This is a genomic window from Viridibacillus sp. FSL H8-0110 (assembly GCF_038003565.1).
GTDB lineage: Bacteria > Bacillota > Bacilli > Bacillales_A > Planococcaceae > Viridibacillus > Viridibacillus arenosi.
In genome coordinates this window covers 1,850,434-1,876,767 of record NZ_JBBOPJ010000001.1, presented here as the reverse complement: position 1 = coordinate 1,876,767, position 26,334 = coordinate 1,850,434, and the positions used below count along the sequence as shown (strand labels likewise).

At 32.3% G+C, this 26,334-nt stretch carries 32 protein-coding genes and 5 pseudogenes; 10 read left to right on the top strand and 27 right to left on the bottom strand.

Annotation, left to right across the window (positions count from 1 at the left end; genetic code table 11):
- Positions 1-382: 382 nt before the first annotated feature.
- Positions 383-1,234, bottom strand: coding sequence for a leucine-rich repeat domain-containing protein (locus MHH98_RS09400; protein ID WP_340712649.1), 852 nt, complete (start codon positions 1,232-1,234; stop codon positions 383-385).
- Positions 1,235-1,259: 25 nt separating this feature from the next.
- Between MHH98_RS09400 and MHH98_RS09395 the strand changes: the two genes are divergently transcribed.
- Positions 1,260-1,631, top strand: a complete 372-nt coding sequence (locus MHH98_RS09395; protein WP_340713533.1) for an amidohydrolase family protein — start codon at positions 1,260-1,262, stop codon at positions 1,629-1,631.
- A 118-nt stretch (positions 1,632-1,749) separates the two neighbouring features.
- Here the strand turns inward: MHH98_RS09395 and MHH98_RS09390 are convergent, their stop codons facing one another.
- Together MHH98_RS09390 and MHH98_RS09385 are read right to left on the bottom strand one after the other, a co-directional pair.
- The gene (locus tag MHH98_RS09390) at positions 1,750-2,601 is read right to left on the bottom strand and encodes a M15 family metallopeptidase (protein WP_083671678.1); all 852 of its coding nucleotides are present in this window, start codon (positions 2,599-2,601) and stop codon (positions 1,750-1,752) included.
- Positions 2,602-2,663: 62 nt separating this feature from the next.
- Positions 2,664-3,086, bottom strand: a complete 423-nt coding sequence (locus tag MHH98_RS09385; RefSeq protein WP_076035002.1) for a hypothetical protein — start codon at positions 3,084-3,086, stop codon at positions 2,664-2,666.
- Between the two features lie 310 nt (positions 3,087-3,396).
- On the opposite strand from MHH98_RS09385, the gene MHH98_RS09380 reads away from it, so the two are divergent.
- Positions 3,397-3,774 carry a hypothetical protein gene (locus MHH98_RS09380; RefSeq protein WP_038182725.1) on the top strand — a complete coding sequence of 126 codons (378 nt, stop codon included), beginning with the start codon at positions 3,397-3,399 and terminating at the stop codon, positions 3,772-3,774.
- A 54-nt stretch (positions 3,775-3,828) separates the two neighbouring features.
- On the opposite strand, the gene MHH98_RS09375 is transcribed toward MHH98_RS09380, so the two are convergent.
- On the bottom strand, positions 3,829-4,611 hold the full coding sequence (locus MHH98_RS09375; protein ID WP_340712647.1) for a hypothetical protein: 783 nt from the start codon (positions 4,609-4,611) through the stop codon (positions 3,829-3,831).
- Between the two features lie 64 nt (positions 4,612-4,675).
- Between MHH98_RS09375 and MHH98_RS09370 the strand changes: the two genes are divergently transcribed.
- The gene (locus MHH98_RS09370) at positions 4,676-4,822 is read left to right on the top strand and encodes a hypothetical protein (protein ID WP_340708936.1); all 147 of its coding nucleotides are present in this window, start codon (positions 4,676-4,678) and stop codon (positions 4,820-4,822) included.
- 136 nt (positions 4,823-4,958) lie between these two features.
- Complete coding sequence (locus MHH98_RS09365) at positions 4,959-5,267, top strand: hypothetical protein (protein WP_340712645.1); 309 nt, start codon at positions 4,959-4,961, stop codon at positions 5,265-5,267.
- 124 nt (positions 5,268-5,391) lie between these two features.
- On the opposite strand, the gene MHH98_RS09360 is transcribed toward MHH98_RS09365, so the two are convergent.
- From MHH98_RS09360 to MHH98_RS09345, 4 genes are all read right to left on the bottom strand, one after another.
- Positions 5,392-6,630, bottom strand: coding sequence for a hypothetical protein (locus tag MHH98_RS09360; RefSeq protein ID WP_340712643.1), 1,239 nt, complete (start codon positions 6,628-6,630; stop codon positions 5,392-5,394).
- Between the two features lie 164 nt (positions 6,631-6,794).
- A complete protein-coding gene (locus tag MHH98_RS09355; RefSeq protein WP_340712641.1) occupies positions 6,795-7,433 on the bottom strand; it encodes a hypothetical protein in 639 nt (212 codons plus the stop codon).
- A 417-nt stretch (positions 7,434-7,850) separates the two neighbouring features.
- Entirely contained in the window at positions 7,851-8,099 is a 249-nt protein-coding gene (locus MHH98_RS09350; protein ID WP_038182732.1) for a hypothetical protein, read from the bottom strand.
- A 126-nt stretch (positions 8,100-8,225) separates the two neighbouring features.
- Positions 8,226-9,800, bottom strand: coding sequence for a long-chain-fatty-acid--CoA ligase (locus MHH98_RS09345; RefSeq protein ID WP_038182734.1), 1,575 nt, complete (start codon positions 9,798-9,800; stop codon positions 8,226-8,228).
- Between the two features lie 278 nt (positions 9,801-10,078).
- On the opposite strand from MHH98_RS09345, the pseudogene MHH98_RS09340 reads away from it, so the two are divergent.
- Positions 10,079-10,377: pseudogene (locus tag MHH98_RS09340) on the top strand (GNAT family N-acetyltransferase); the annotation flags it as partial.
- Positions 10,378-10,489: 112 nt separating this feature from the next.
- Here the strand turns inward: MHH98_RS09340 and MHH98_RS09335 are convergent.
- From MHH98_RS09335 to MHH98_RS09315, 5 genes are all read right to left on the bottom strand, one after another.
- Positions 10,490-11,029 (bottom strand): AAA family ATPase, encoded by a 540-nt coding sequence (locus MHH98_RS09335; RefSeq protein WP_038182737.1) that lies wholly within the window; start codon positions 11,027-11,029, stop codon positions 10,490-10,492.
- Positions 11,030-11,169: 140 nt separating this feature from the next.
- Entirely contained in the window at positions 11,170-11,643 is a 474-nt protein-coding gene (locus MHH98_RS09330; RefSeq protein ID WP_340712639.1) for a DUF1189 family protein, read from the bottom strand.
- 39 nt (positions 11,644-11,682) lie between these two features.
- The gene (locus tag MHH98_RS09325; protein ID WP_038182741.1) at positions 11,683-11,919 is read right to left on the bottom strand and encodes an indolepyruvate ferredoxin oxidoreductase subunit alpha; all 237 of its coding nucleotides are present in this window, start codon (positions 11,917-11,919) and stop codon (positions 11,683-11,685) included.
- Positions 11,920-11,936: 17 nt separating this feature from the next.
- Entirely contained in the window at positions 11,937-12,443 is a 507-nt protein-coding gene (locus MHH98_RS09320) for a YwhD family protein (RefSeq protein WP_038183220.1), read from the bottom strand.
- A gap of 477 nt (positions 12,444-12,920) precedes the next feature.
- Positions 12,921-13,394, bottom strand: coding sequence for a MarR family winged helix-turn-helix transcriptional regulator (locus MHH98_RS09315; RefSeq protein WP_038182742.1), 474 nt, complete (start codon positions 13,392-13,394; stop codon positions 12,921-12,923).
- Between the two features lie 154 nt (positions 13,395-13,548).
- On the opposite strand from MHH98_RS09315, the pseudogene MHH98_RS09310 reads away from it, so the two are divergent.
- The 5 genes and pseudogenes from MHH98_RS09310 to MHH98_RS22070 form a co-directional block, all read left to right on the top strand.
- Positions 13,549-13,674, top strand: a pseudogene (locus MHH98_RS09310) (DUF3238 domain-containing protein); the annotation flags it as partial.
- Between the two features lie 163 nt (positions 13,675-13,837).
- Positions 13,838-14,422, top strand: coding sequence for a DUF3238 domain-containing protein (locus MHH98_RS09305; protein WP_038183223.1), 585 nt, complete (start codon positions 13,838-13,840; stop codon positions 14,420-14,422).
- A gap of 53 nt (positions 14,423-14,475) precedes the next feature.
- Positions 14,476-15,102: an FMN-dependent NADH-azoreductase gene (locus tag MHH98_RS09300; protein WP_038182744.1), complete on the top strand. Its 627-nt coding sequence runs from the start codon at positions 14,476-14,478 to the stop codon at positions 15,100-15,102.
- Between the two features lie 246 nt (positions 15,103-15,348).
- Positions 15,349-15,537 (top strand): hypothetical protein, encoded by a 189-nt coding sequence (locus MHH98_RS09295; protein WP_143691532.1) that lies wholly within the window; start codon positions 15,349-15,351, stop codon positions 15,535-15,537.
- 440 nt (positions 15,538-15,977) lie between these two features.
- A pseudogene (locus MHH98_RS22070) lies at positions 15,978-16,049 on the top strand (YjcZ family sporulation protein); the annotation flags it as partial.
- Positions 16,050-16,265: 216 nt separating this feature from the next.
- Here the strand turns inward: MHH98_RS22070 and MHH98_RS09285 are convergent.
- From MHH98_RS09285 to MHH98_RS09225, 14 genes and pseudogenes are all read right to left on the bottom strand, one after another.
- Complete coding sequence (locus MHH98_RS09285) at positions 16,266-16,790, bottom strand: GNAT family N-acetyltransferase (protein WP_038183226.1); 525 nt, start codon at positions 16,788-16,790, stop codon at positions 16,266-16,268.
- A 380-nt stretch (positions 16,791-17,170) separates the two neighbouring features.
- Entirely contained in the window at positions 17,171-17,674 is a 504-nt protein-coding gene (locus tag MHH98_RS09280; RefSeq protein ID WP_340710999.1) for a GNAT family N-acetyltransferase, read from the bottom strand.
- 168 nt (positions 17,675-17,842) lie between these two features.
- Entirely contained in the window at positions 17,843-18,037 is a 195-nt protein-coding gene (locus MHH98_RS09275) for a DUF4177 domain-containing protein (protein ID WP_340710998.1), read from the bottom strand.
- Positions 18,038-18,296: 259 nt separating this feature from the next.
- Positions 18,297-18,671 (bottom strand): DUF4362 domain-containing protein, encoded by a 375-nt coding sequence (locus tag MHH98_RS09270; RefSeq protein WP_340710997.1) that lies wholly within the window; start codon positions 18,669-18,671, stop codon positions 18,297-18,299.
- 229 nt (positions 18,672-18,900) lie between these two features.
- Positions 18,901-19,371, bottom strand: coding sequence for a DUF2691 family protein (locus tag MHH98_RS09265; protein ID WP_340710996.1), 471 nt, complete (start codon positions 19,369-19,371; stop codon positions 18,901-18,903).
- A 630-nt stretch (positions 19,372-20,001) separates the two neighbouring features.
- Complete coding sequence (locus MHH98_RS09260; RefSeq protein ID WP_340712636.1) at positions 20,002-20,328, bottom strand: hypothetical protein; 327 nt, start codon at positions 20,326-20,328, stop codon at positions 20,002-20,004.
- A gap of 460 nt (positions 20,329-20,788) precedes the next feature.
- Positions 20,789-21,319 carry an SH3 domain-containing protein gene (locus MHH98_RS09255; RefSeq protein WP_076034983.1) on the bottom strand — a complete coding sequence of 177 codons (531 nt, stop codon included), beginning with the start codon at positions 21,317-21,319 and terminating at the stop codon, positions 20,789-20,791.
- A gap of 82 nt (positions 21,320-21,401) precedes the next feature.
- Positions 21,402-21,608 carry a hypothetical protein gene (locus MHH98_RS09250; protein ID WP_076065332.1) on the bottom strand — a complete coding sequence of 69 codons (207 nt, stop codon included), beginning with the start codon at positions 21,606-21,608 and terminating at the stop codon, positions 21,402-21,404.
- 716 nt (positions 21,609-22,324) lie between these two features.
- Positions 22,325-22,780 (bottom strand): GNAT family N-acetyltransferase, encoded by a 456-nt coding sequence (locus tag MHH98_RS09245; protein ID WP_038182754.1) that lies wholly within the window; start codon positions 22,778-22,780, stop codon positions 22,325-22,327.
- Between the two features lie 791 nt (positions 22,781-23,571).
- Positions 23,572-24,102 (bottom strand): SF0329 family protein, encoded by a 531-nt coding sequence (locus MHH98_RS09240; RefSeq protein WP_038182755.1) that lies wholly within the window; start codon positions 24,100-24,102, stop codon positions 23,572-23,574.
- 21 nt (positions 24,103-24,123) lie between these two features.
- Positions 24,124-24,387, bottom strand: a pseudogene (locus tag MHH98_RS22065) (WapI family immunity protein); the annotation flags it as partial.
- A 30-nt stretch (positions 24,388-24,417) separates the two neighbouring features.
- The gene (locus tag MHH98_RS09235; RefSeq protein WP_235175703.1) at positions 24,418-24,864 is read right to left on the bottom strand and encodes a hypothetical protein; all 447 of its coding nucleotides are present in this window, start codon (positions 24,862-24,864) and stop codon (positions 24,418-24,420) included.
- A 714-nt stretch (positions 24,865-25,578) separates the two neighbouring features.
- Positions 25,579-25,695 (bottom strand): annotated as a pseudogene (locus tag MHH98_RS09230) (HD domain-containing protein); the annotation flags it as partial.
- 147 nt (positions 25,696-25,842) lie between these two features.
- The gene (locus MHH98_RS09225; RefSeq protein ID WP_038182759.1) at positions 25,843-26,232 is read right to left on the bottom strand and encodes a VOC family protein; all 390 of its coding nucleotides are present in this window, start codon (positions 26,230-26,232) and stop codon (positions 25,843-25,845) included.
- Between the last annotated feature and the right edge of the window lie 102 nt (positions 26,233-26,334).

The following is a 26,334-nucleotide window of genomic DNA, read 5'->3' as shown; positions in this document are numbered from 1 at the left end:
TTCTTGTTTTTTAAGTATATGCTCCGACATAATATATTTTATGCATTATTCGTAAAGAAATAGTACATTGACACAATAATTGTATCAATAACCGTCATACCTATGTTTGGTATAGTAGCATTCCTTAGAATGAACTCTCCGTACCGAGACCAATTTCTTTAAACACGCACACACGTTTACCTATGATATGAGCTAAAGCTTGTTTACTCTTCCGCATTGGCCTATTTAAGAGAAATTGTTTAACCCTGCTTGTTAGTTCAATTAAAATAACCCGAAATCATGGAGTGATTTCGGGTTATTAATAAGAAAGTGCATTTTATAAAAAACTTAAGTTTTTTATACCTTCTTCGTGTTAATCATAAAAATGGTTATGTAAGTCAGTTTACAAATAAACAATACAACCATTTTCTTCTAATTTCCCTAACCATTTCGGTATTTCTAAGTCATGATTCCATCTTAGATCTAAACGTTCTAACCCTTTAATGTCCATCAAAGATTCCGGTAATTTAATTAATTGATTACTTCTTAAATCTAATTCTAATAATTTTTCTAGCTTTCCAATTTCATCGGGTAAAGTAGTCAATTGATTATGTCTCAAATTCAAGCGTCTTAACTTCTTACAGTACTCAAGTGATTTCGGTACTTGTTTTAATTGATTTTCTTCCATATCTAGTACTCGTAATAACATCAAACTCTCAAAAATTTCTGGGAGAGTACTGAGTTGATTATTTCTCATATGAAGCTCTCTAATATTCGTTAACATACTAAAGCTTTCAGGAATGCTTTGAAGTTTGTTATTCATTATGCGTAACTCAACTAGATTGGTTAGTTTACCAATTTCTGATGGTAATTCACTGAAATTATTATCACTTAAATTTAAATATTTTAGCTTTTTAAGATTCTTAATTTCAGTCGGGAGCGTTTCGAATTTATTATTGTGAAGATATAAATAACCCTCTAGATTCGTAAGATTTCCTATTTCTGTAGGAATTGTTTCAATCTGATTGTGTCCTAAATCCATCATCGTAAGTTCTTTTAAATTTTTTATATTGGGAGAAATTTCTTTAAGCTTATTAGCAGAAATATTTAACACCTTTAAATTATTCATTTTATAGATTTCTTCTGGAATTGTACTTAAACTATTATCAAATAGGTTTATATCTGTAATTTCAGGTGATGGTAATTCTATTTTTGGCAAAGCATTAAGCTCGGCATGAGGTAAGTTGATTTTCATGTAATTCCCTCCTACTAATTGTACTATTCTCCAATTTAGGTTCAGTTATCTCGTCAATAAATTACATTCAGATTGCCCAATAACACCTATTTCAACACTATTCTCTGTATGGGCCGCTGTAAATCGACTTACAATTGATGATATCGTTCTTTGCTCAAATCAAAGAATTGATGTAGAAACTGCGTTAAAAGCAATGACAATCTATGGAGCGAAACTCATTTTTGAAGAAGATAAAATAGGAACTATTGAAGTCGATAAATATTCAGATTTTGTTGTTTTAGATCAAGACCTAACATCAGTCGAACCAATTCTAATTAAAGATATTCAGATTTTAAGCACCATTATTTATGGCGAAGATGTATATGAAAACAAAGAAGTAGATTTTGTACTTAATTAGTTATTTTAAAAGAAAAGGCACTATGCAATCGAAATTGCGTAGTGCTTTTTAATGCTCTTTTTTCTTTATAGCTTCTTTCAATTCTACAGGAACTTCTTAAAGTCTGCTATCAATATAATCACTTCGTAGGTACATCTAAAGTTGGATGCGTATTACTCAAATCGTTATAGTGCCACCATTCTGAATTGATTGTTTTAAAGCCAGATTGTGTCATAATCTTTGTTAAATAGTCCATGTTTCTTTGTGCTGTTTTAGAGTTCCCTTTATATGAACGCCCTGCTTTAGTAGAAAAAGAATCAAATTTGGTAGGCATTTTTAGCTCTTTACCTTTAGAATCCACTAAAGTTACATCGACACTAACACCTTTACTATGGTTGGAATCTAACGCAGGATTAGCTACATAGTTGTGGTTTTGAATCTTGTTGTACATTTCCCATTGCACAGATAAAGGTCTATATACGTCCCAAATCTTAATCTTATAACCTTTTTTATGTGCTAATTGATTGGCTTTTTTTAGTTTTGCTGCTGTTGATTTTGCCACTAATGCTTTACTGTCTTTTGGGTATAATGCATATCCCATGAAGTTTTTCTTTGTCGCATATTTTAAGTCAATGATAAAGCCCTCTTTTTCGGATAATTCAACAAGACCTGCTTCCTTATAGTTTGCCGGTGCAGATGCTAGGTATTTACCAGAGACCCATCCTGTTTTACCGTTAGCACTTACTTTGTACCAACCTTTCGAGTACTTACTCGCAGTCACAAACAACCCTTTTTCAACTGTCATGATTTTTTTATATTTTGTGCCGACCCCTTTTCTCATATTCACAGCTGTTGTTGCTTTTAATGTTTTATTTAGGGACTTTTCAGCTGGTGAGGCTTGGGCAGCTGCTGTCTTTGACATCCCTGTGATACCAATCGTAAATAGTATGCCCAGCACCGAGCTAGCTATAAAAATTTTTTTGATATTCAATTTTAAGTTCAACTCCTTATGTACCTTGCAGCTTTGGGGGATTCACTACCAATCTATAACCTTTATTTAAGCAATACATTGATTGATGAATCATTTGTATGTGCTTGAATATACCAATTAATAGAAAGCATTTGCTCTAGAATAGGTTGCTCTTCTTTTGAAAGATTTAAATCCATTATTCCTGAATCACAAAGCTGATAGTCTTCCCCTTCTATTTTATGAAAACGGAATTTCAATAAGCTTTTCAGACCATTGAAAGTTAAAAATTTCACGGAATAACCTTGAGTTAGTGCACTTTCAAGAGTGTTTTTATCATCTTGATATAAAGCTACTAAATCATCTAAGTTAAGCGTTGGATCATTTTCTTTCCAGTTTTCCATTTGTTGTTTTTCTAGTCCCTCAAGAATTTGTTCATTTGAAATGGCATTATCACGTAATTTTTCGATTGTAAAAGCATTCATCATATTTATTGCTACTACTGACATTGTCATACACCCTCTACTAAAATATTTTTAACAGTAAAATCCTCACAGAGAATTTTTCAGAATATAAAAACAATAACATTAGGAGTACATTTCTTCAATATGACGCATGATAAAAATATTTTGAAGATAAATTTATTTTACTTCGCAGAATCGTCTTCAACTAAGATGGATTACTATATTTGCGCCTTTACCTCCTCACTTTTTGAAATACAATTTTATACAAAATTATATTTCAAATCCTCGAATTATCAGTAATGATATCGAATTTCGCGAATATACTTGTATTAATACTAAAAAGGAGATGGATTGATTGGGTGCTAAATGGATTAAGATTGCTGTCCTGTACTTCGCGTTAGGAATTGGTTATGGTCTGTTTATGCATTACACTATTCAGTTGAAGTGGGCTGCAACACACGCTCATATTAACCTTGTCGGATGGGTTTCCGCTGCCATTATTGGACTTATTTATTCTGTTTATAAAGATGCAGGCGAGACGACTTTGGCTAAGGCTCAATTTTGGTTATTTAATATCGGTTTACCGTTCTTATTATTGGGCATGATCTTTATTTATGTCGATGTTCCACGCGTTATTATGGAGCTATGTGTATCGGGTGGTGGCTCAGCAGTCGCTTTATCTGTTGTCCTCTTTATTGTAAACGTCTACAAAAATGTAAAACCTAAAACTTAACTTCTCCTCAAAACAGATTCCTATCAATATTGGGAGTCTGCTTTTTTGTTGAAATTATATTTGGCTAACCACCTTGTTATACCAAACCTCATTTGCTAATGCTTGGGTTTGAATACTCCTTGTCAGACGCTTAATTGTTGTATAAATTGCTCCATGTAAATGCAGGATTTTTCCCCGCTTAAATGCATGAATAATTGAAAGTAAAGCGTTTCGATATAAGTCTTCATTCTCCTCAAGAGAAATATTTCTGTCGACTGCTGCTTTTGCTTTGTAAACAGTACCCGCTATGCAGTAAAGCTCCTCCATCTGGAAAAATGGTGCAATTGCTTTGATGGCAGAAGGTAATTTTGTTATCAAGCCTTCTTTTAATGCAATACTTTCATTTACTTGATCAGTTATTTCACGTTTTTCTGTATCATATGTATTTTTAGTATTGCTAGTTTTTATAGGGGCTTCTTTGGGCGGACATTGCGGTAGGACATCTGCTTTTGGCGCTTGAATGACAATAGCATTTGACGATTGCCTACGATCCCCATTATGTCTCTTTAATGGATATTGCTTAATGATGCTAAGAGATTCTAATGTATTACAAGCACGACGCACGGTTCGAATATTCACCTCCAACATATCAGCAATTTTCGATTTCGCTAAATAACAAACTCCAATATATTTACACGCAAAACGTGCAAGTAAATCTAAAGTGGCTTGTTCTGATTTAGTTAGCTGATTGCTGAAATTCTGACGATGCATCTTAACTGCTTCGTTCAATTTACTAATTGACTTAAATGATTGAAGTTTTGAATATGTTTCTGTAGTGTTTAGTAATTTGGATGTCATTAGTTTGTCCCCCTCTCCCTTTATTAGTTATATAGAGGCTTTTGGGTGATATGGGGACAGGTTGGTGGAAATTAGATATAAGATTTGGAATTTGATTGTTGCACTAACTTGGATGTTTGTTGCACTAACTTGGATGTTTGTTGCGCTAACTTGGATGTTTGTTGCGTTATCTCTATTGTTTGTTGCGCTAACTCACCTCTTTGTTATTTAGCAGAATATTCACGTCCTAAATGCTGCATTTTCTATCGAAAGGTATTTTGGAATATTGGGAGAATACTATAAATAAGACAATTCGAATATATAATTACTCCTCGTATATAACTAGAAAATTCGTTTGGGAGGTATCGATGATGCTATTTATGTTCACTTCTCAGATTATTTTTGCATTGCTCATCATTGCTTTAGGTATAGTAGTTTGGCGATATAACATGATTGAATTTATTGGTTTTTATAATCAATCTGAAAGAAGTAAAGGCAAACCTGAAAAAGTCACAAGAAAAATCGGATTATATTGCATACTATCAGGCGTAGGTCTTCTTATTACTGCATATTTTGCATCTATTGCAGGATTTGGTGGAGTAGCATATGTCCCTCTTCTTACTTTAATGATTACGGGTGCAATTTTCTTGAGACTAGGTTTGTGGCTTGATCAATAACATAGCCAGCTAATCGCAGTGTTGAAATGCAATTAGCTGGCTATTGTTTATATAGTAGAAAAAAACTTATGTAGTAGTAATTATTGCCCTATTAGCAAAATAGTTATTTTTTTAATAACTTTATTTATTGAATGACAGCGAAGGTCATCGTTAAGTAGGTGGATAAAGGCATTTTAACGACCGTTCTTGATAGGTGCTCACCATTTGCTAAATTAAAAGCATTTATTTCACCACGTTCAATAGCATCATCACTATCATTATTGCGAAGATTATACATAGTGAAAATGTACGCTTTATTTCCTTTAACGGTTATTTGTTCTGTAAATGTACTTTTTTGTTCTAGAGCTGAACGTTGATCCTGTGGTATTTTGAAAGTAAGTTTTTTCATCTGTTCTTGATCTTTCATCACATACGCTTCTGAATAGTCACTTAAAATAACAATTTGATCATCGACAACCGCTAGTGAGCCTGGATTAAAATTTTCATCACCAATCGAAATTTTTTTGACGATTTTTAAAGTTTTAGGGTCAATTTTCACAAGCTTCCCTGTATTTATAATTGTATCATCAGTATCCGATACAGTCTTCATTTGATTGACTGTATAATACAAATATCCTTTGTAATATACTAGTGTCGGATTGCTTGGTAAACCAGTTTGTGAATACTCCTCATCCTCTAAATCTAATTTTTTTGAGGAAATGACCTTATTGTTTTTTAAGTCGACGTGATGGATATACGTAATCGCATCCGGATCAGCCGTCGTAATGTATGCCTCATCCTTTTCAACATGCATGGAATGAGCAAAACCGTGTGGAATAACGATTGATTTCTTATCATTCGGTTTATTTTGTCGCCAATATACAAGCTTTTGACCGTTATTTAGACTCCCTGCAATATCATAAATAACATAATCATTATTCGAATAAAGTGAAAAGGAATTACTTGATTGTTTATTCATATTAATTGACTCAATCTTACCTGTTTTCAAGTCGATTGATGAACGCTGTAGAGAGCGGTTATTAACGACATACGCTTTATTGTTGGCTGTCGTCATACCGATTGGCTCTGATAGATCTTGCTTGACGCTTTGCGATAAAAAACGGCCTGTTTCATCAATAACGTAAAAAGCTCCTGTATCAGAATCACTTTGACTTTTTAATTCCGAAAAGGCTAATAAGTATTTTCCATTTTTCATCTCTAATGTGTCAGTTGCTTTGGGTAAGTTTTCTACGAGTGGTACTTCTTTCTCCCCTAATTGAGGGGAATACGCAATGTTAAGAAGAAGGCGTGGTAAAAAATAGCCTGCTGCTACAATCACAATTAAAATACCACTGATAATGTAAAACCATTTATTTTTCTTCATCTTAATCTCCTATTTTATTTCTGTAGTTATTAATACTATTTTAACCTCTCTATTTAATATAATATTTAACTTCATTATAACGATAAAATATATTCCCATTAAAGTATAGAGAGATATTTTTAAAGAAAATTCAATTAGCTACTGATAATTTAATTCTTCATCTTTTATTTTAATCTCATCTCTTCTAAAATTTGACGAATCCAATATTTTACATATACCTCTTTTTGAATTTTTGTAAAATTTATCGGTAGATTAAGTGACTGTATATTCTTAGGCAATAGATGCATTTTATTTCTCATTTCTTCATTGTCGGTCGATTCAGTATCGATTAAAAATAAGTACTGACCTTTTATCGCTTCTCGATATACAGCTGAACAATCCAATGTTTTATATACAAGTGTAGAATAAAGCTTGCTATTAAGTTTCACCTCGAAATGTCCTCGTACATTGATATCACATCGAATATGCTTACCGGAATGTTGAGATACCTCATTTTCAAATTCAATCAATCTTTTTTCTTCAATATTAAATTTTCGAATTGTATACTTTCTTTTTATTTGATTACTTAAATTTGAATCGTAGCAATCAAATTCAACTTCTATAAAATCCTCGTTTCTTTTAACATCCTCTGATAAAAAATATTCTTCTATTAGCCGATGAATCGAATTATTATCCAAGTTACAGCCATAACTAAAAAATGTCAGTTGCTCCCGACCCTTGTTTGCAAATTTAAGCATTGCTTTATAATCATTTATATCCCACCCGTAATTACGGTGATAATGAATATATTCATTCTGAAGCATTTTACATTTCTCCTTTTTAAGTAATTTGCTATTTTACTCTATAAAATTATTAGTTCTATTTTAGATTACAGTATTTCTTTTATAAGGTACTCACATGAAAAGTAACAATAATCTATATAGTATGACCTTTCCACATGGTTGATATTTCCATTTACCATTTTATCACTAAACTAATTTGGAAGTTGCTTTTTGAAGGGGTTTTAATATTTTGTGAGATTGGATCTAGTGAAAAAGTTGTTTGTTGCGCTAGGTACATTGATTGTTGCACTATCCAGGGCGTTTGTTGCACTAACTCCATCGTTTGTTGCACTAACTCGGTCCTTTGTTATTTAGCAAAATATTCACGTCCTAACTACCTCCCATATTCCGTCTCACAATCAAAAAACCTCCACAGAAAAAATCTGTGAAGGCCAATTTTTACATATTCAATTGTTTTTGTTTACATAGTGTTATTACCATACCACCTACGCCAATTATGCCGAATATTAAAGAGATGATGCTATAACTTAAAGCTTCTAATCCTCCTATATCAATGAAACTTACAAATGTGTAGATGACGCTTACTAATGAAATAAAATAAAATACGTTGAAGATTTTCGAGCTTTTCAAGTATTCAGAAAGTATGAGTATAAAAGCTAGCACGCTGCTGGCTAATATAAAGATCAACTAGACCACCTCTTTACTTTTTTTCATTATATGCAATTTTATATAAATATATTTGCTTTTAATAGCGCCAATTATGAGTCCATTTCATTGAAAGTACAGCCTAATCTAGGTGGCTGTTTGGAGAGCTTAAACTTTCATACTCTCAATATGCTCATTTCGTAAATGAACTTTTTGGATTTTACCCGATGCTGTTTTTGGTAATTCGTCTGTGAATGTCACACTTTTAATCGCTTTAAAATGAGCTAATTTTGAACGGGAGAAGTCGATGATTTCCTGTTCTGTTACTTCTGCATTTTCCCGTAGAACAACATACGCATGTGGTGTTTCTCCCCATTTCTCATGAGGAATAGCAATAACTGCTGCTTCTAAAATAGCGGGATGATCATATAGAACGCCTTCTACTTCAATAGAAGAAATGTTCTCACCGCCACTGATAATAATGTCCTTTTTGCGGTCTGTAATCTCGAAATAGCCCCTTTCATCAATGGTTCCCACATCACCCGTGTGGAGCCATCCATTTTGAATTGTTTCTAATGTTGCTTTCTCATTTTTCCAATAGCCTTTCATTACGCCATTACTGCGAACGACTATTTCTCCTGTTGCTGTACCATCATGAGGCACTTCTTCCCCGAACTCGTCCACTACTTTTACTTCGGCACCAATCATCTGATATCCTGCTTTTACTTTTAAACGTGATTTTTCGTCATCTGATAGGTCACTGAACTGTGGCAGAATTCTAGAAACGAGACTTAGTGGTGAAGATTCCGTCATACCGTAAACCTGGATAAATTCCCAGCCAAGTTCTTGTTCCACTTTTTTGATAAAAGCATGTGGTGGCGCAGACCCTGCAAGGACAACACGTACCTTTTGATCAACGACAGGCTTGTGCTCATCATAATATTGTAATAGTGAATTAAGTACAGTTGGAGCCATATGGACAATTGTTACTTTTTGCGCTTCGATTTCACGGAAAATTGCCTCTGGTGTGGCCTTCTTCAAGCAAATATGAGTCGCGCCATTCGCTGTATAATAAAACGGAGCACCCCAGCCGTTTACATGGAACATCGGTAAAACATGCAAGTAAATGTCCTCATCTGTTACACGCAAATGATGCATCGAACTTAATGCATGTAAATAATTGTTGCGATGCGTCAGCATAACTCCTTTTGGATCCCCAGTTGTACCACTTGTATAAAGTAAACTGCAGACATCATTTTCATCCAATTCAGCACGTTTAACTGGTTCTGGAGAAAATGTTGCTAACCACTCATCATAACCAATTTCCTCCGTAGCTTCTTCTTTATAATGCACAATAATATGCTCGATTGTTTGTAACAGGTCTTTAATTGGCAAGATTAATTCGTATAAATCTTGATCTACTAATAGCACCTTCGATTCACTATGATTTAAGATAAATAAATAGTCTTCTGGTTTTAATCGGATATTTAGAGGTACCATTATCGCGCCTAATTGGTATATGCCATAAAAGCCTTCAAGCATTTCTACTGTGTTAGAAGCTAGATATGCTACTCGGTCTCCCTTTACAACTCCAATTGATTGTAATCCTCTTGAAAGTTGATTTACACGCCCTTCCAACTGGCGGTATGTAAATACTCTCCCTTCGCATTGCACAGCTTCCTTATCACCGTATAGTGTTACAGCACGATCAAGGAACTCCGATAAAACTAGTGGTACATTCATTCCTAAACACCCCTTCTATTTTATGTAATTATTACCATTTTACATTTGTTAGATAATTCTGTCATCTCCTATTTATCAAAATGACATTTTATAAGTTAAACTCTCTACTTATAACCTACTAAACAAATGGAATATAATAGTGATATGCTGTGCTAGTACAGGAAATGACAAGAATGTTTAGTGCTTTAAAACAACGAAGTAATTAACGTTATAATTTATTGAATATAAATTTATTTTTGGAACTAACGTAAAAACGAATACATCAATGAAACAGCGCTTGGGAACACGAGCCTTCACACTGGCTGGAATTAGGAATAGTTTTCCATGAAGTAAATACCTAGAGAAAAGGACTCGGTACACGTACTTTGAAGTTATGGATTAACCACTTATTTAATACATTACCATTGGTTCGTGTTGCATTTAGTACATGGTCAGGGAATGAACGTATGATTCGTGTTGGTGAAAAGTTAGGTATGCAAATAGAAGCGAAAATTCACAAAGCACTTTATTACAATGGTCAGTATTATGATTCTATTCGTATGGTTTATTAAGAGAAGAACGGGAAAATACTAAATAAGTTAAATTAGAGAGCGTTTTTTTATTACCCTCCCGTAAAAAGCGTATTCGATTTTCATATCGAATACGCTTTTTTATTTGAAGAAAATCAATATTCAATTTAAACAGGTACATTACATAAAGGGTTCCTTTCTAACATGTTCAAAATAGCGCTTTATACCTTTACTATTCGATACAATCAGAACCTTATCCCGACAATCATCATATCGCGTAAAGAAATTTGGTTTTCCCACATCTTCAAAATATTTATTCCACTTAAACATCTTCAAGAATATTTCAAATGTCGGTTTGTAATGAGATTGCTCCACTTTCAACTTTTGCAAAATGAACCTTTTAATAATTCGATATGTTCTCACCTTATAATTTATATCTAAGAAAATGATTACTTCAGCATGTTTGAAACTATTAGCAACCCATTCTTCGTTATGTACGCCTTCTATAATCCAGGAATCAGACTTTATAATTCCATTTAATACATCTTTCCTCTCGTCAACCGTTCTCCTAATTTCATCTGTTTCACTTCGTTTCCAAACTACATTGTCTAGCTCATAATAAGGTATTTCCAATTTACGAGAAAGCTCTTTCGCCAAAGTAGTTTTACCACTACCTACTGAACCTATAATATGTATTTTCTTCGGAAGAGTTTTGTCCAATATGTTCACCCCCTACTACATATTCTATTTTGTAATTCCATTCCCTTTAAAAAGTTAATGTGAATGATAAAAAATAAGCCAAGAGTAGATCATCTCCTGACTCATTTCATTTATTCTTAAATTCATGTTTCACTATATAGTCATCTCTTCTTTTTCGGATAAGCTAAAATCATTTTTGTGAAAATATATAAAAACAGCACGACTAATGTTATATGAATCATCGTGTTTGTTTTGTAAAAGAGATTAATTGTCGTATATAGTAAAATCGGGTATGTACATGCATACATGGCCATTTTCCAAAGAAGCTGATATACTAGCTTCCTCTTTGCAATGGTTCTTATTAGTAATCCTGTCGTTGCAAGAACTGAAATACTTGTAATACCTGTCAAGATGACTAATAAAGGGTATAAAGTGCAGACTATTAGAAAGGTTTTATCAATGTCACCTTTTGCTATAAACTCACTCGCCATCTGTATGCCATTTGGTAACGCCATTACAGAGTGCATTAGTAGAATATACAATAAGTAATCTTTCGTTTTGATACGGTTTAATTGATAAACTGCCTTCTTTTTTGGTAATGATAAACTTACTTTAAATGTAGTAACAATGCTCATTCGACTGATTTAACTCCCAATTTTATTAACTTTAAAATACTATGCTCTAAAGTGATTTATAGCCATTATTCTCGCAGGTTGATCTGCTTCTAGTAAATCATCTTCATGATAGATAGCTTCAACCGGACATACTGTTTCACAAGCACCGCAATCAATACATAGTCTAGGGTCTATCAGATACTGGTTACCTACAGGTTTTATACAATCTACCGGACATACATCTAAACAAGATGCTGCTTTTTCATCCTGACACGCCTCTGTTATAACAAAAGCCATTTTGTGTTCCCCCTCGTCTATATGAGTTTTTCCTTCAATATTTGCGGACTTTTCTCCCAGTACTCCTCATTGAAGCTTTTCAAAAAGTGACAGAGTAATTGTTTCGACTTCGAATCTAGATGATCTATAATCACATTACCCTTCATCGCCTTATCTAGCATATTAACTTGCTCAGGAAGGGATTTATAACCTAATTTGATGCGCCTTTCTTCTTTCGAAACTAATACTTCACTTGCCGTACAGCCTGCATAATATGCACCACTACTTGAGATTTGCATAGCAATCCAGACAATCCAATATTTAAAATAATCTTGCCCTGCATGCTCACGGTTTGGTGCAAAACGTACTTTTTTCTCTATTCTACTTCGCCCATGTAATGCTTCCATATCTATAAAAACGTCTTCACACTCTACATCTATAATGACAGGTGTAATATTATTTAAATCGAGTGTCCCTACTCCAAAACCACCATCGCCATTCGTTGAATCACTACTGAGAATGTTAAATTGTATCTTTTTCTTAATTGGTTCCATATCCCTGCCCCTCTCTTATATACGATTGAAATCATTAAGAGCTACTACTTCTATTCATTACTTGATTGATACGTTTAATATAAAGATTCTAAAGTCAACTAGCAATACAATCTAGCAAAGTTCATTCAATAGTCTGAATGTTGGTTTGGAATAATGTTTGATTAAATTTAACTATAAAAATAACTTTTTACAGTAAATAAAAAGAAAGCATTAATTGATCAAATGCTTTCTTTTCTGGTAATTTAATATACGGTTTGATAAAAAAAGTTTGATTTTTTATAGCTCTTCTTCAATGAAAGCCCCGTTAGTTGAAACTAGAAAATTACGATTTTATATCTTATTGAACAAATCTGCTCCGTTACTTGAAGTAGAAAAAGGCTTTGCTGCTAATTTATATAATCACAGGAATGTTACACTGTTAGTATGAATTTAAACATGCTAAAAAAGTTCCCTTTTATAGGCTCAATTTTACCAAATAGGTCTTGAGAATGATGATAATTTACCTTCATTTTCTTTGAAAATTAATTTTGATAAATCTCCTTTAAGCATTTGCATTCGTTCACTACCTATATTTTCACTCCACTGTCCCTCAACCTCAGTTAGTATCTTCTCTTTTGCTTTCACTACTAACCAACCTCGTTCAGTCAAAACAATAATTTTCCCTCTTTTATCAGTGGGATGAGTTTGACGCATAACATAACCATTCTTTTCGAGATAATCTACCATTTTACTTACAGCCTGTTTGGTAATTCCTAAATACTCAGATAGTTCTATACCAGTTGCTCCATTAGGTATGATACATTTAAACATAAAACCATGTGCAGGTCTTATATCTCCAAATCCCAATTCGCTTAATCTTTCATGTAGTTCATTAATCGTTGCACTATAGGATAATGATAAAAGTGATGTAAGATCCAATTCACTAAATTCACTATGATTCATACATAAACCTCCTTATAAAAAGTCAAACTGGTTGACTATATGTAAATTCCATTGTACTATCAGAAATACAGTCAATCAAGTTGACTATATTTTAGAATAAAAGAAATAAAATTCACCGAAACAAAAATAAAGAAATTATGGGGGTTTCTCATGCCTAACATCGTTAAAATTGGAGGGAGAGTATATGCTCCAAATATATACACATAATTTCAGAGAAACTGGTGACACTCCAAAAGCGCTAGATGGAGATATGGAATACAGTTTTAAAAAGACAATCTAGATATAAATATGAATTAGAAGAGTATCATTATTTGAATAAGAAGCAGCAAATATTAAAGGAAAAGCAATTGACTATTATGCGAAAGAAATTGCGACTTGTTTTGCTGAATGAATCAATGCTATGGATTACTCAATATAAAATTAAAATTACAGAGGTGTTTCTTATTACTAGCATTATTAAAATTAGAGCAAGTGTATTTATTCCGACGTCTTGGACTGAACCTAAGAAGGATATTAAAACAGGAAACTTGATTCAATTCGAAGGTGACTCACGTGAATTTACACCTAATGCTGTAAACGCTATGCGTTCTAGAATAGAACAAGAAGTGGTTGTAGATTTTTATAAAAAAGAAATTTTCACACATGCAAATACTGGTATAACAACGGAAAGAATCACAACTCCAAATGGTTCCGTTAATAAAAGATCAGGGCAAGCTAGTACAAAAGATATTTTGTGCACTGATATTGTATGGAGTTCTGATGACGTCAGATTTCAAATGAGTGCAAGTGCTAGCAACCCATTAAATTCATTTGCACCTCCTGTTGACTACCTATTAACTGTACAGATCAAAATAGATGGTACTGTCGATATTCAAGGTGAACATGATGGATTCCCATGTTATGAATTTTATAAGCAAGTAAATTTTGGTCCGTTTGAAGAAATTCATACACACGATTTCAGGGAAACTGGTGATACAGCCGAGGCTCTAGGCGGAGATATGGAATATAGTTTCAAACAGATATTGTAAAGAAAAATAATACGCTAATCATAACTTAAGAGAAGCAACAGGAGAATAAGAGAATGACAAAAATTTTATTTGTAAAAGCAAACAATCGACCAGCAGACCAATCAGTGAGTGTGAAATTATATAACGCTTTTTTAGCGAGCTATAAAGAATCACATCCAAATGATACCGTGGTAGAGCTTGATTTGTATAATGAAGAATTGCCATATGTAGGCGTTGATATGATTAACGGTACATTTAAAGCTAGTAGAGGACTTGATTTAACAGAGGAGGAAGCAAAAGCAGTAGCTGTTGCTGATAAATATTTAGAACAATTCCTTGAAGCTGATAAAGTTGTATTTGGTTTCCCATTATGGAACTTAACAATTCCAGCTGTACTACACACATATATTGATTACTTAAATCGCGCAGGCAAAACATTTAAATATACGGCAGAAGGACCGGTAGGCCTTCTTAGTAATAAGAAAATTGTATTATTAAATGCAAGTGGCGGTGTGTACTCAAATGGAGCAGCGGCTGAATTAGAAATGGCTGTTAAATATGTAGCAAGTATGATGGGCTTTTTCGGTGTTAAAGATATAATGAAAGTAGTTATTGAAGGTCACAACCAATTCCCAGATAAAGCAGAAGAAATTATTTCCGCAGGGCTTGAAAAAGCTGATAATTTAGCAAGTACGTTCTAAATAACTAACCACTTATCGTTAAATTTAGCAGTACCAACACTTTTATAGTGGTGGTGCTGTTTTTCATTTGCTTATCTCGCTATATTTGAGAAGTAATAGTCCTATTGAGATTTTTTAATATCCTTTTTCAACAATACTGCCCTTTTTTATAAAATTAATTACCTAATCACCAAGATCAGCGAACTTCCAATACGGCCAAAAGCAATTTGATTAGTTAATTTAATTACAGCAAGTCTACCTAGTGAAATGGTACGTATGCAGATAAAAGATTTTGATTTAGATGATTTGTCGGTGAATGTTTATTTGAAGAAACAAAAGGTCAATGAAGAAAATAGACTAACACTAGATACTGTGATGGCCATTCTGGAATATGTAAAAAAATATAACTTGCAGGATGAAGATTATTTAATTGGTAGTATCCCTTTCGAATGGTAATCACGAGAAGTATATAAGTAGAGAAATTTCAACTAGAGCTTACCTTAATGATTTTAAAAAATGGACTGGTTTAACAAAAGACACTCGTTACAGATACGCATGAGCGTGGAGCTGATTTAGCGACAATAGCAAAGCAAACAGGACATAAGTCTATAAAGACAATCAATGACCACTATCTGAAATTCTCAAATCGTACCGTAGATAAATTTTCACCTTAACTTGTTAAGTGATAATATTGGTATTTAATTTTGAAATGGAAATATAAAAGCTTTGCTACATTTTATTTAGTAACGCTCTTTAAAGTTGTTCAAAAGGAATGATTTTATAATTGATTAGATGAATATCATCTCTCCTTTCTATAACAATACATATTATATATTATAGAAAGGAGGGAATTTATTATGGGAAATCAAAACTATAATGACTATGGCAGACGTAACAATTCATCATTCGTTTTAATCGTTGTCCTATTCATTCTTCTAATTATTGTCGGCGCTAGCTTCCTACATTAATCTACAGCCTCTTTTGATAGCTAACCCATAATAATAATTGTATTGTTAAGGTAATTTAGCCTTACACACCCACACCCATTTTCTACTCACCGAGGGTCACTTGCCACCGAGTGACCCTTTTAATAGTTTCTTTCCTCATTTACTGTTGATAAAATTCTACTTTAAATCAAATAAAGAGAGTGAGGAATAGATAACACTCCCTCACTCTCTTTATAATTATTCACACTTTTCGAGAACTTTATCAATCGAATCCCATTCATATATTGATTCGTTTAATACTTTTCCGCCAATCTTTATTTGAACTGTCTTAACCAACTTGGCGCCATAATACTCATAAAAATAGCGCGTTTTATTTTCTTCTAATACCTCTACAAATACTTTTTTATAGCCTAATTTGTTGTAATGGAGAAATAACTCCTTAAATAATTTTTTACCTATGCCCATTCCCTGATATTCTTCTAGTAAATAAATAGACGTTAAATCACCGGTATTTTCTTCGAGATTCGTTTCTCTTTTCCAAGCATCCGCAAAGCCAATAATTTGTCCCATTTCATTTTCAGCTACAATAACATAGTTATCTTCTTTTGCAATGTTTTGTTTCCAAGCTTCTGTTCGTTTATCATAAGATAAATTCGTTAAAAATTCATCAGGTATAATCCCTTTATATGTCGTTCTCCAACTATCAACAGAAACTTTCGCAATTCCTTGTGCATCTTCTTCTTTTGCTTTTCTGACATGCATTTTATTCTTTATCACACTTTCAACTCCTTTAAATTTAGTCCGTTACTTATATGAATCTCATATTTTATATTCTTCTACAACCTTCTTAAAAAACCTGCTTATTCCATTAACCTGTCCCTTTAGTTGAGTAAGAAGAAAAAAAGAGCTGTCTAGACAGTTCAAAGATCTTCAACTAAAGCCCCCGTTAGTTTAAGTGAAATTCTTCACAAACTTTAATTGTTATATTAAATCACATCTAGTATATAAATTAACGCTCACCTGAAGCTTTTAACTAGAACTATTCCAACTATTAGAAGCCTCCACTTTAGAAGGGTATTATCTGTAATAAATATTAGGAGAACTACACTAATGATTGGGACAGCTAGTTCAATAAGACATTGTTATGATATTGAAAATACGTTTACGCTTTTCCCTCCTAATATTATTTTCTTCTCCATTACCATTCCTATATTTTTAGCTACTTTTTGCGAAACGACATTCTCAGGCTGAATTAAAGCGATAAATCTTTGTTTATTTAGATGTTCTTTTCCATATTTCCAAAGTGCAATCGCAGCTTCTGTTGCATATCCTTGTCCCCAATAATCTCGAGCGATCCAATACCCTATTTCTATTTCCTCTTCATTTTCAATTACTTGTGGAACGAGACCAGCGTGCCCAATAAGAACATTGTCTTCTTTTCGAACTAACAGCAATAATCCCAAATTATCACCAAATTTGTATGTACTATATATCCAGCTTAAAAAATTCTTCCCACCGTATATGTTTCTTGTCTCTCCATTTCCAATAAATCGAACCATTTCAGGGTCAGTTAATAAGGACATAAGGAAATCAAAATCATCATCCGTATACGGACGAAATAACAGTCTTTCAGATTCAACAGGCAATAAAAACATCCTTTCTATCAGTAAATTAAGGGAATATTATTCAACTAACTTCCCCATTAGTACAATCGATTCAACAAAAAGAGCGTTAATCCTTCTTGGATCAACGCACCCGTTAGTTTAAGTGTAATATTTCACAAACTTTCATAACGAATAATTTCTGTTCTTTTATTATTTTATAGGTCTTTCAAAAATCAATTCATAGTATGATCCTACTGCAACTCCTGAAGTTGCAAAGTCAGGAGAGAAAATTTGAACAAAACGCCAGCCTTGATTTGCGTGATTTTTAATTACTTCTCGATAGTCTTCATTAGGTTTGCCAGATAACCTTTTAAACTCTATTTTAATAAACTTGTATTCATACATTTATTTCTCCTCCTTTTGATTATGCGTCGTAAAACAGAATAAGGATGTGTTTAATTTAACTATTTTTACGATTTGAATTGGGGAAAGTTTCAATTTGGAACAATTTTGTTTAACTAAATGCCCCTTTAGTTGAACAAGAAAAAAGAGCTGTATGGACAGCTCAATGATCTTCTACTAAAGCACCCGTTAGTTGAAGAAGGATGCACTCAAATCAAGGTGTGATAGAAGGTCGATGAGGATTACACAGTCGAAAATCACATTAATTACCTTCTGCTAAGTAATAAGGTGTTTCGTAACCTTGGCAACCAATAATAGAGTATTTGTTTCCTTCAACTAAAATTTCCTCGCATCCAAATGTGTTTCTTTCTCCACTACCGTACTCATCTCTAGTGGTATCCTCAGTAATTTCAAGCTGCTTTCCGTTATATGTTAAATCAGTTAGTATTGGGTCTCCTTCTTTCGTGTAAGCAACAACGCGAATACTATCCTTTAGCCCTGTTTCTGTATTTTTGATAAATTCTTTTAACCTGGTTTCGTTTTCAATTTCACCATTATTTCTATTCACAATATCAGTATCAGAAGGAACAAATTTTTTTGAATCCGTCTCTATATTGGCACAACCAACTATAAGCAAAAACATTACGCTGAGAGTTATAAAGCTTAAATATCTTATTATAGACTCCCCCCTTTATTTATATGACCTTATAAATTGTTTTACGGTTTCACTTATTCAACTATCCTGCCCCGTTAGTTCAAAAAAGAAAAAAGAGCTGCATATGCAACTCAATGATCTTCAAGTAAAGCGCCGATAGTTTAAATACAACTCTACTCAATATATTACAAATTGCTTCTACAATAGGGTATTAGAAAGCAATCAACGTTGTTCTGCTATCATTCTCATCTGTAATATATTTCGCATTTTTGTAACCAGCATTTACTCCCTTAGAAAACAATTGTTTAATTATGTCTTGTTTTTTTGAATAAATCGTTATATATGAGGAATCCACTACTAAGAGTACAAACTGACATTCACTTTCAACAAATTCTTGATAAGTTGCAATTTCTTTTACATCTAACTTATTCGCAAATGCCTTTAAATCGACAAATATAAGATAATATTCTTCTTTTGAAATTAACTCAGATAATGTTTCCCCATTTACTGTACACAGAGAAGGAAATAAAGGCTCCCCTAATGTGTTATTTTCTATAATATAAGATTCTCCTCCTCCAATTCGCCAATTTAATCCATTAAGTTCTAGATCACTTAAAATTTCAAACAAATATTTTCCATAACCATTTGGAATTTCAAAAGTTAAACCTCTAATTCTAATCACCTCATTTAAAATGAAAAATCTCTTTGACTATTTCAACTAAACTGCCCGTTAGTTCAATAAAGAAAAAAGAGTTGCATATGCAACTCAATGATCTTCAAGTAAAGCACCCGTTAGCTGAATAAGGTTGCAAACAATTTAAGTAACGATTTTGGTTGTCTATTAACTGGTAACTAAAGTCGAATGGTAAAAAATAAGGGCCCACCTTTTGTTAAAGTTAACTCAAAGAGGATTCCTCATTATTTTTAAGTATGGTCTTTTCTACCATCTCTATTTCCCTTATTCTTCATGCTAAATACTATAACACCTTGCATTAAGAATACAATTAATAGGACAACTATATTAGAAACACCATCTTCTAATAATGAAATGATAAAAAAGACTGGGACTGATGATAATATTGAAATGTTTTGACTCTTAGTTAAAATGAATATTATAGTTGAAATGCATGAAGTAACAAATAAAAGCTCAATAATGTTCCAAATCATATTAGCATTTAGTAAATAATTTAAATCAATGTATGGTATTGTAAACACCTCCAAAATCAAAAATATTAAAATACATATTTCCCCTTTAACTATTAATTCTACGAAATAGGGTATAACTCCTTCTTGAAGTAAACTGCCCGTTAGCTTAATAAGAAACTTCCTTCTTTGCATTTTTGATTAGAAACATAACCCACCAAACAAGTAGATATAAGAAAGCGATGATTACATAAATAGACCAGAATGAACCTTGTTGTAATTGAGTTACTAAATGCTCAAACTCGTTCACTCCTTTTTCTCTCCCGATGCTGTTTGCAAAACTAATTATCAGAACGCTTACTGTAAGAACGATGGTAATAACGGACAAACTTAGCATTCTCATTCGAATAACATTAAATAGTGCAGTTCCCAATGTCGCTATTAAAAATAAATAGTAAATTATCCAAAACCACTTTGGTAGACTATCCCAATACATTTTTTCACCCCAGTTCAATGTTCAATTAATTTCCTTCTATACTTCAAGAAAATGGCTATCAATATGACAATCTTAAGCTTACAATTAATATAATACCACTATTTATGTGTAGTTTTACACTTTCGTGGGTTTTGTTTTCAATGTTCATAATATTTATTTAGGGTAATTATTTTCGAATTCTTCTTAAACTAACCTGCCCCGTTAGTTCAATAAGGAACTCAAATATTCAAAATATAATAAACAAATTTAACTTCTGACCATTCATTTCGAATTTTTCGCTTTTTAAATCGTTAAGTAATACAAACACACCCGAAAACCTTAAAACTTTGTAAAACCCAACTAAAAAAGAGCAAGCAATTTTATGCCTACTCTGCTTAGTTCAATCTTCATATTATTAAATAAACGTATTAACCATTTGACTTTTTTAAAAAGAAAAAACGTGCGCCTGAATGGCACACGTTTATAAATCAACTGGCTGTAAATCCCATCGACTTACAAAACCAATTTGATTTTTGTAAATAATTATTGAGAAATAACCATCATAAGCAAGTGCATTGACAAATTCCCCAGGTGGTACTGTACCAATCACCTTAGATGAGTTACTTGCTAATGCATATACTTTCGCCTTACGATCTACCGCAACTGTTGGGTCTTGACCAATTGCATATTTATATACAGTAACGTTCTTTAACTTTTTCAATTTCGACGGAACTTCTATTGTCTGCAAATACTTACGAGACACATATACCGTCTTCTTATTGAAAATTGTTTTTGCCCAATATTTATCGTAATTTGTATATTTCACAACATCGCCTTTTACGAAATGAGCAACAATTTCAGCAGAATTACTTGCCCCAGTTCTAATATTCAAGCCATCCACATTTACTTGTGCAGTTTGATAATTACTTGCTGCAGATATCTTCCCGGGAATAACACTTACAAATAAAAATACTACTAATGATAAAATAATTGTTTTTAATAACTTTTGCATGTTAGTATCTCCTTTTTCAAAATAGTATAATACTATCTCAAGTATAAATTATTAATATTTACTCTAAATTTCTTGTTTATAACTACTTCACAATAAATGCGATAACCCCTACTATAATACACAGAATTCCACTTAAAAATTGTCCTAAACCCGAAGCTTGTCCCGTTAACAGTAAATTGAATAAGATTTTGTTTCTTTGATTTTTTCCAAATAAGCCATCATCTGTTCTCATACGATAAATACCCCAAACCGTTAAAACTATCCCAAAAATAAATAATATTAAAATCATTCATAACTTTAATAACTTTATTACACAGCTACATTCCACTTGATTAAAAATTAATACTTATAAACATTGTAACTAACTACTTTTGGATTTTTATCATTTGTATCATTGTATATACTAAGGAATTCAAACTTTAATTCATAGTTTCCAGCTTATATGTAACAAGATGTGATCCCTTATATTCAATTTCTTTTGCAGGTTTTCCTAAAAAACTTACATCACTTACTCCATTTAACAGTGTGCTACAGAAACTGTAGTAACGATTAACAGATTTTTTGTTATACTTAAATAATTCATTGAAATTCCACCTTAATTTTAAAATTTTTAAAATTTAATAGAGAGTCCTCTTACTTATATTACGGATGTTTCATATTGTAAACAATAAAGTTAAAAATAGGATTAAATTGTAATTCTATTCCTACCTATATTAAACAAATATCTATAACACTATAAAATATCAACTACTTTCATAATAAATTTAATAGTTAGTATTTATTAAACGTTTTAAAAAGAAAAAAAGTTTTTGTTTTATCAATTTTTTTTAACTTTATTTGTAATTTTGGATTTAAGTCTGGAATTGGCTAATTTCCATTACAATGGCCCAATTATTGAACAAAGATCAAACAGCACTCTCTCTTGAACTAACCTGCCCCGTTAGTTCAATAAGAAAAAGGCTCTACTCCTTATTGAAGTAAAGCCCACGTTAATTTGGTAACACTTTAGCTTTTAAACTCCATAAAGTGGCTTGAATTTGGATAAAGAGTTTCCTTTGAAAATCCTATAGAAGAATAAAATTTATCAGCTTGTTCCGTATCTGTATGAAGCACTATAATTTTATAATATTTTTTTGCTTCGTCAATTATCCTTTTTACCAAAAGGCTTCCTATACCATTTCTCCTATACGCTTTACTAACATAAAACCTTCTCAGCCTACCAATAGACTGTTCATTCGAAAATGGATCTTTATTTAATCCACCAATAGCAACAAGGACACCTTCTTGATTAAACACGCCAAATAAACCTTCTCCAAAATGGTTAAAAGTATTACTGCCATTTCTATAGTCATTTACTAATCTTTCTACAAAACGAAAACCGTCTTCTTTACTTTGCTTTACTAAACTATCAAAATCAAAATTTAACAGATTATTTATTTGTTTTACCTCATATTTCTCCATGTGTATCCCCTCCGAATTACGTAATTCTTGTTAAACTATTCTGCCCTGTTAGTTTAAGTAAAATTCTACACAATCTTTATATTGATATTAACATAAATATCCAACAAAAAAATCAACTCACATCTTGGAAATCAATAGAGGTGGGTTGATTTAATCAAACTTTACAAATTATCAATCTATATAATAAATAATCAATCTTTTTTTACAAAGCTACAGCTATTTATCTTTCCTTTTTATTATTTTTAATACAGATTTTCCTATTAAAACCGCTAATATAAAGCTCCATACATAAAAGCTTAATTTATCAGGTAAAAATTTCAATACCCATATAGACATCATAATCGTTGCAATCGTAAGGTAACTAATTCTTTCCTCATACTTAAATTTCTTTAAATTACTAACGAGAATTATATAACCGATTGGAGGAGTTATTATACAGAAAAAATATAACGATCCTTTATTTAAATACCACGGTAATTTGTTTCGCAAAAATCTTCCTTCTTCCAAACCTACTTTTTTGAGTCCCTATTGATTCGATTTCTCTTATATATTAACTGTAACTATTCTATATAATTAATATTAAACTGTATTACTTCTTTTTCTTCGTCCATGTAACTCTATTGTTAAATGATAAAATAAACACCTTATTTATCTAACCTGCCCAGTTAGTTAAATAAAAAAGAGCTGCCTGAACAGCTCCAAGATATTCTACTAAAGCCCCGTGGTTAGTTGAATAAGAAATGAGACGCTTCTTCAAGAATCGCGCACTTATATGGAAATACCGAGATTTATTAACTAAATCTTATCCCCTCAGCATCACACCTTAATTTTAAAAAATATCTAATACCCTCATGTTCAGTTTCAAAAGATTCATTGAGTTTTTTTAATGTTCTTTTTCCTACTCGTCTATCTATTAAGGATAGAACTTTTATAATAATGTCAGTAGATTTTATAGAAGTATCTATTGGGGAACTAAGGTATTCTTCTACTGCATCAAAAAAGTCATACTGCGCCAAGATCCCCTCTTCTTTAATCATTTCATGAGCTTGTAATCCCATTTCTAAGTTATGTTTATGATCATAAATATCGTATTTAACATTTTGCTCTTCTCTAATATTCCATTCTTTTCTATTCATTTCTCTTTCAGCTATGATTGTACACATACTAAAAATTTCTTTTTTATCCACTGTAATAACTGCTCTACCTAATTGATCATGGGCTTTTCGGTAGTTAATAATATGAAAATCGATTCGGTCTTTTAATGAGTCGCACGTAAAACTTTTTAATTGTTTTTTTACTTTACTCCATTTTGGACTATACATTTTTAACCCCTTTATCTCATAAATGAATACAACCTCTAATTTCAGAGAGGTTTTGTAATTCCAAAAAACAGCTGTCCCTTTTATTTTACGATAGTACTTATCTAATTGCTTATAAAACTCATATACATCACCAGTTGTAAACCACAGTTCACCTAAAACATAATAATTTCTACTCTTAATTTCAACGATGCACTCAGCATCATAGCCACCAAAATGGCTTGTGTCTTTAGGAAAACCACTTGCATTTTGTAGTTCAATTCGGATAAAGCCTTGCTTGCCTTTAATAGGTAACTATTTAGTAAAGAAAAACGTCTTCTATAAAGTGCGTGTAGTCTCCCCGTCAATTAATTTAATATGAATATTAAACGATGTACCGCCATCAATATGTTTTGGAACATCTGATAAATCGAGTAGTTCCTTCAAGTTAATAGACTTTTCACGTTTTGCTTCTATCGTAATACTATATGGACCAGCTAAATTCATAAGTGACTCCATACGCACTTCATCTTCCATGGAAAAGGAATCTAAAAATTCTAAATCGAATGAAACAGCTTCATTGCTTCTATTATGTAATACAAGATTACATTCCCCATTTAATAAGTCTTCTTCCACATTCTCAAAATCGCACTTGCCATTCCCATCGTATGAAATTGCCATGATGCCACTTGCTAAAGTTTCTTGGTATATCGTAATGAGAAGTTTCGGTAAAATTGCATATATTATTACAACTATTAGTAATGTACGAAAGTGATATTTCTTCATGCCAATGACCAGTAAAATCATAGCGATTATAAACAAAACGGAGCCAATACCATATTTTAACTTTTATAACTATTCTTGAAAATAAATCTATTTATTATGAAAAATAGCAAGGTGTTGAAAAGAGATATTAGAATCTTCATAAATAAAGTAAATCCTTGAATAATAAAAGTTAATAGTAAAAACATGATAATAAAACATACAATTAAAGCTAAAAATTCCCTACTTTTAAGAAATTTTACATCAGGATTCACAAAATTCCCTCCTTTTTATAAATTATCCTTTTTGTCTCCAATTACGAATTCCACATAGCAATCACACGACATACCTTTTCTTCTACTTCATCTCTTTCATCATCCACATAAACAAGATCTCCATCTTCCACATCATCTAAATTCAACTCAATTTTTAATTCTTATAGTAATAAACATAAATATCCAATAAAAAATTATCTCACCTTGGATTTAGTATAGATTTATGGACACATTGAAGTTAAGTCCTTAACCTAAAAATTAAGAGAGGACGTGTCCGTAATGAAACAAAAACGTTACAACCAAGAATTCAAAGAATCAATCGTATAACTTTCGTGCTGGTACACCCGTCAATCAGCTTGCAAGCGAATATGGTGTTACAGAAGTAACTATTTATTAATGGATTAAATTGCACTCCCCAATTGAATCTGAAGAATCACTTACACCAGCTGATATACCAGCCATACAAGTAAACTGCCCCGTGATGAACCCCCTTTAATCTTTGCACTGGTTTACTTAATATTAATTCTTCTAATACTTTGTCTACCTCGAATTCTCCGTAAATGTCATCTGATAAAACCAATCTATATCCCCCTTAGTGCCAGTCTACAAGCTAACTACCAAGGTACCCACACGGTTATTGTTGAACTAAACTGCCCCTTTAGTTAAATAAAAAAAGAGCTGCCTGAACAGCTCCAAGATATTCTACTAAAGCCCCCGTTAATAATATTTAAACTCCTAAAATTGTTTTTATACGGTCATTTTCTTCTTTCTTATCCAAATACTCAAATAGTCCAAGTCGATTTCCCCAAGGGTCAGTGAAAGTTCCCCATTTTGCAGAAACTTCTTCACGGGAGTAAATCTCAAATTCGTCAATTTTCAACTCATTTACTAGTCTATCTCTTTCAGCTATTATATCAGTTACCCCTAAACGTAAAGGTCCACTTTCTTCTGATGGTGTTCCTTCAGCAACTTGCAACCAGCAACCAGGAATTATTTCCCATTCAGCGAATCCGTCGTGTGGTATGAAATCAGCTTTTTTGTTTAGTAGTGCTTCATACCACTTATGTCCTTCTTTAAAATCAGTTACACGAACTTGATTGGTTATTTCAAAAATCATCTATTTACCTCCTAAAATAGTACATTGTATATGTATTCTATAAAGTAAGAAGCAACCCTTCTTATTCTACTAAACTGCCCATTTAGCTTTTAAAAAAAGAGC

Bases quoted from the DNA above. Each gene is read 5' to 3' on its own strand.
- MHH98_RS09315 (WP_038182742.1), bottom strand. From the start codon at position 13,394: ATGAATCATAGTGAATTTAGTGAATTGGATCTTACATCACTTTTATCA.
- MHH98_RS09375 (WP_340712647.1), bottom strand. From the start codon at position 4,611: ATGACATCCAAATTACTAAACACTACAGAAACATATTCAAAACTTCAA.
- MHH98_RS09400 (WP_340712649.1), bottom strand. From the start codon at position 1,234: ATGAAAATCAACTTACCTCATGCCGAGCTTAATGCTTTGCCAAAAATA.
- MHH98_RS09240 (WP_038182755.1), bottom strand. From the start codon at position 24,102: ATGTATAGTCCAAAATGGAGTAAAGTAAAAAAACAATTAAAAAGTTTT.
- MHH98_RS09330 (WP_340712639.1), bottom strand. From the start codon at position 11,643: ATGAGCATTGTTACTACATTTAAAGTAAGTTTATCATTACCAAAAAAG.
- MHH98_RS09255 (WP_076034983.1), bottom strand. From the start codon at position 21,319: ATGCAAAAGTTATTAAAAACAATTATTTTATCATTAGTAGTATTTTTA.
- MHH98_RS09360 (WP_340712643.1), bottom strand. From the start codon at position 6,630: ATGAAGAAAAATAAATGGTTTTACATTATCAGTGGTATTTTAATTGTG.
- MHH98_RS09225 (WP_038182759.1), bottom strand. From the start codon at position 26,232: ATGATTTTTGAAATAACCAATCAAGTTCGTGTAACTGATTTTAAAGAA.
- MHH98_RS09285 (WP_038183226.1), bottom strand. From the start codon at position 16,790: ATGCATGTCAGAAAAGCAAAAGAAGAAGATGCACAAGGAATTGCGAAA.
- MHH98_RS09275 (WP_340710998.1), bottom strand. From the start codon at position 18,037: ATGTATGAATACAAGTTTATTAAAATAGAGTTTAAAAGGTTATCTGGC.
- MHH98_RS09260 (WP_340712636.1), bottom strand. From the start codon at position 20,328: ATGTATTGGGATAGTCTACCAAAGTGGTTTTGGATAATTTACTATTTA.
- MHH98_RS09355 (WP_340712641.1), bottom strand. From the start codon at position 7,433: ATGCTTCAGAATGAATATATTCATTATCACCGTAATTACGGGTGGGAT.
- MHH98_RS09345 (WP_038182734.1), bottom strand. From the start codon at position 9,800: ATGAATGTACCACTAGTTTTATCGGAGTTCCTTGATCGTGCTGTAACA.
- MHH98_RS09245 (WP_038182754.1), bottom strand. From the start codon at position 22,780: ATGGAGAAATATGAGGTAAAACAAATAAATAATCTGTTAAATTTTGAT.
- MHH98_RS09250 (WP_076065332.1), bottom strand. From the start codon at position 21,608: ATGATTTTAATATTATTTATTTTTGGGATAGTTTTAACGGTTTGGGGT.
- MHH98_RS09365 (WP_340712645.1), top strand. From the start codon at position 4,959: ATGATGCTATTTATGTTCACTTCTCAGATTATTTTTGCATTGCTCATC.
- MHH98_RS09325 (WP_038182741.1), bottom strand. From the start codon at position 11,919: ATGGCTTTTGTTATAACAGAGGCGTGTCAGGATGAAAAAGCAGCATCT.
- MHH98_RS09300 (WP_038182744.1), top strand. From the start codon at position 14,476: ATGACAAAAATTTTATTTGTAAAAGCAAACAATCGACCAGCAGACCAA.
- MHH98_RS09235 (WP_235175703.1), bottom strand. From the start codon at position 24,864: ATGAAGAAATATCACTTTCGTACATTACTAATAGTTGTAATAATATAT.
- MHH98_RS09385 (WP_076035002.1), bottom strand. From the start codon at position 3,086: ATGTCAGTAGTAGCAATAAATATGATGAATGCTTTTACAATCGAAAAA.
- MHH98_RS09295 (WP_143691532.1), top strand. From the start codon at position 15,349: ATGGTACGTATGCAGATAAAAGATTTTGATTTAGATGATTTGTCGGTG.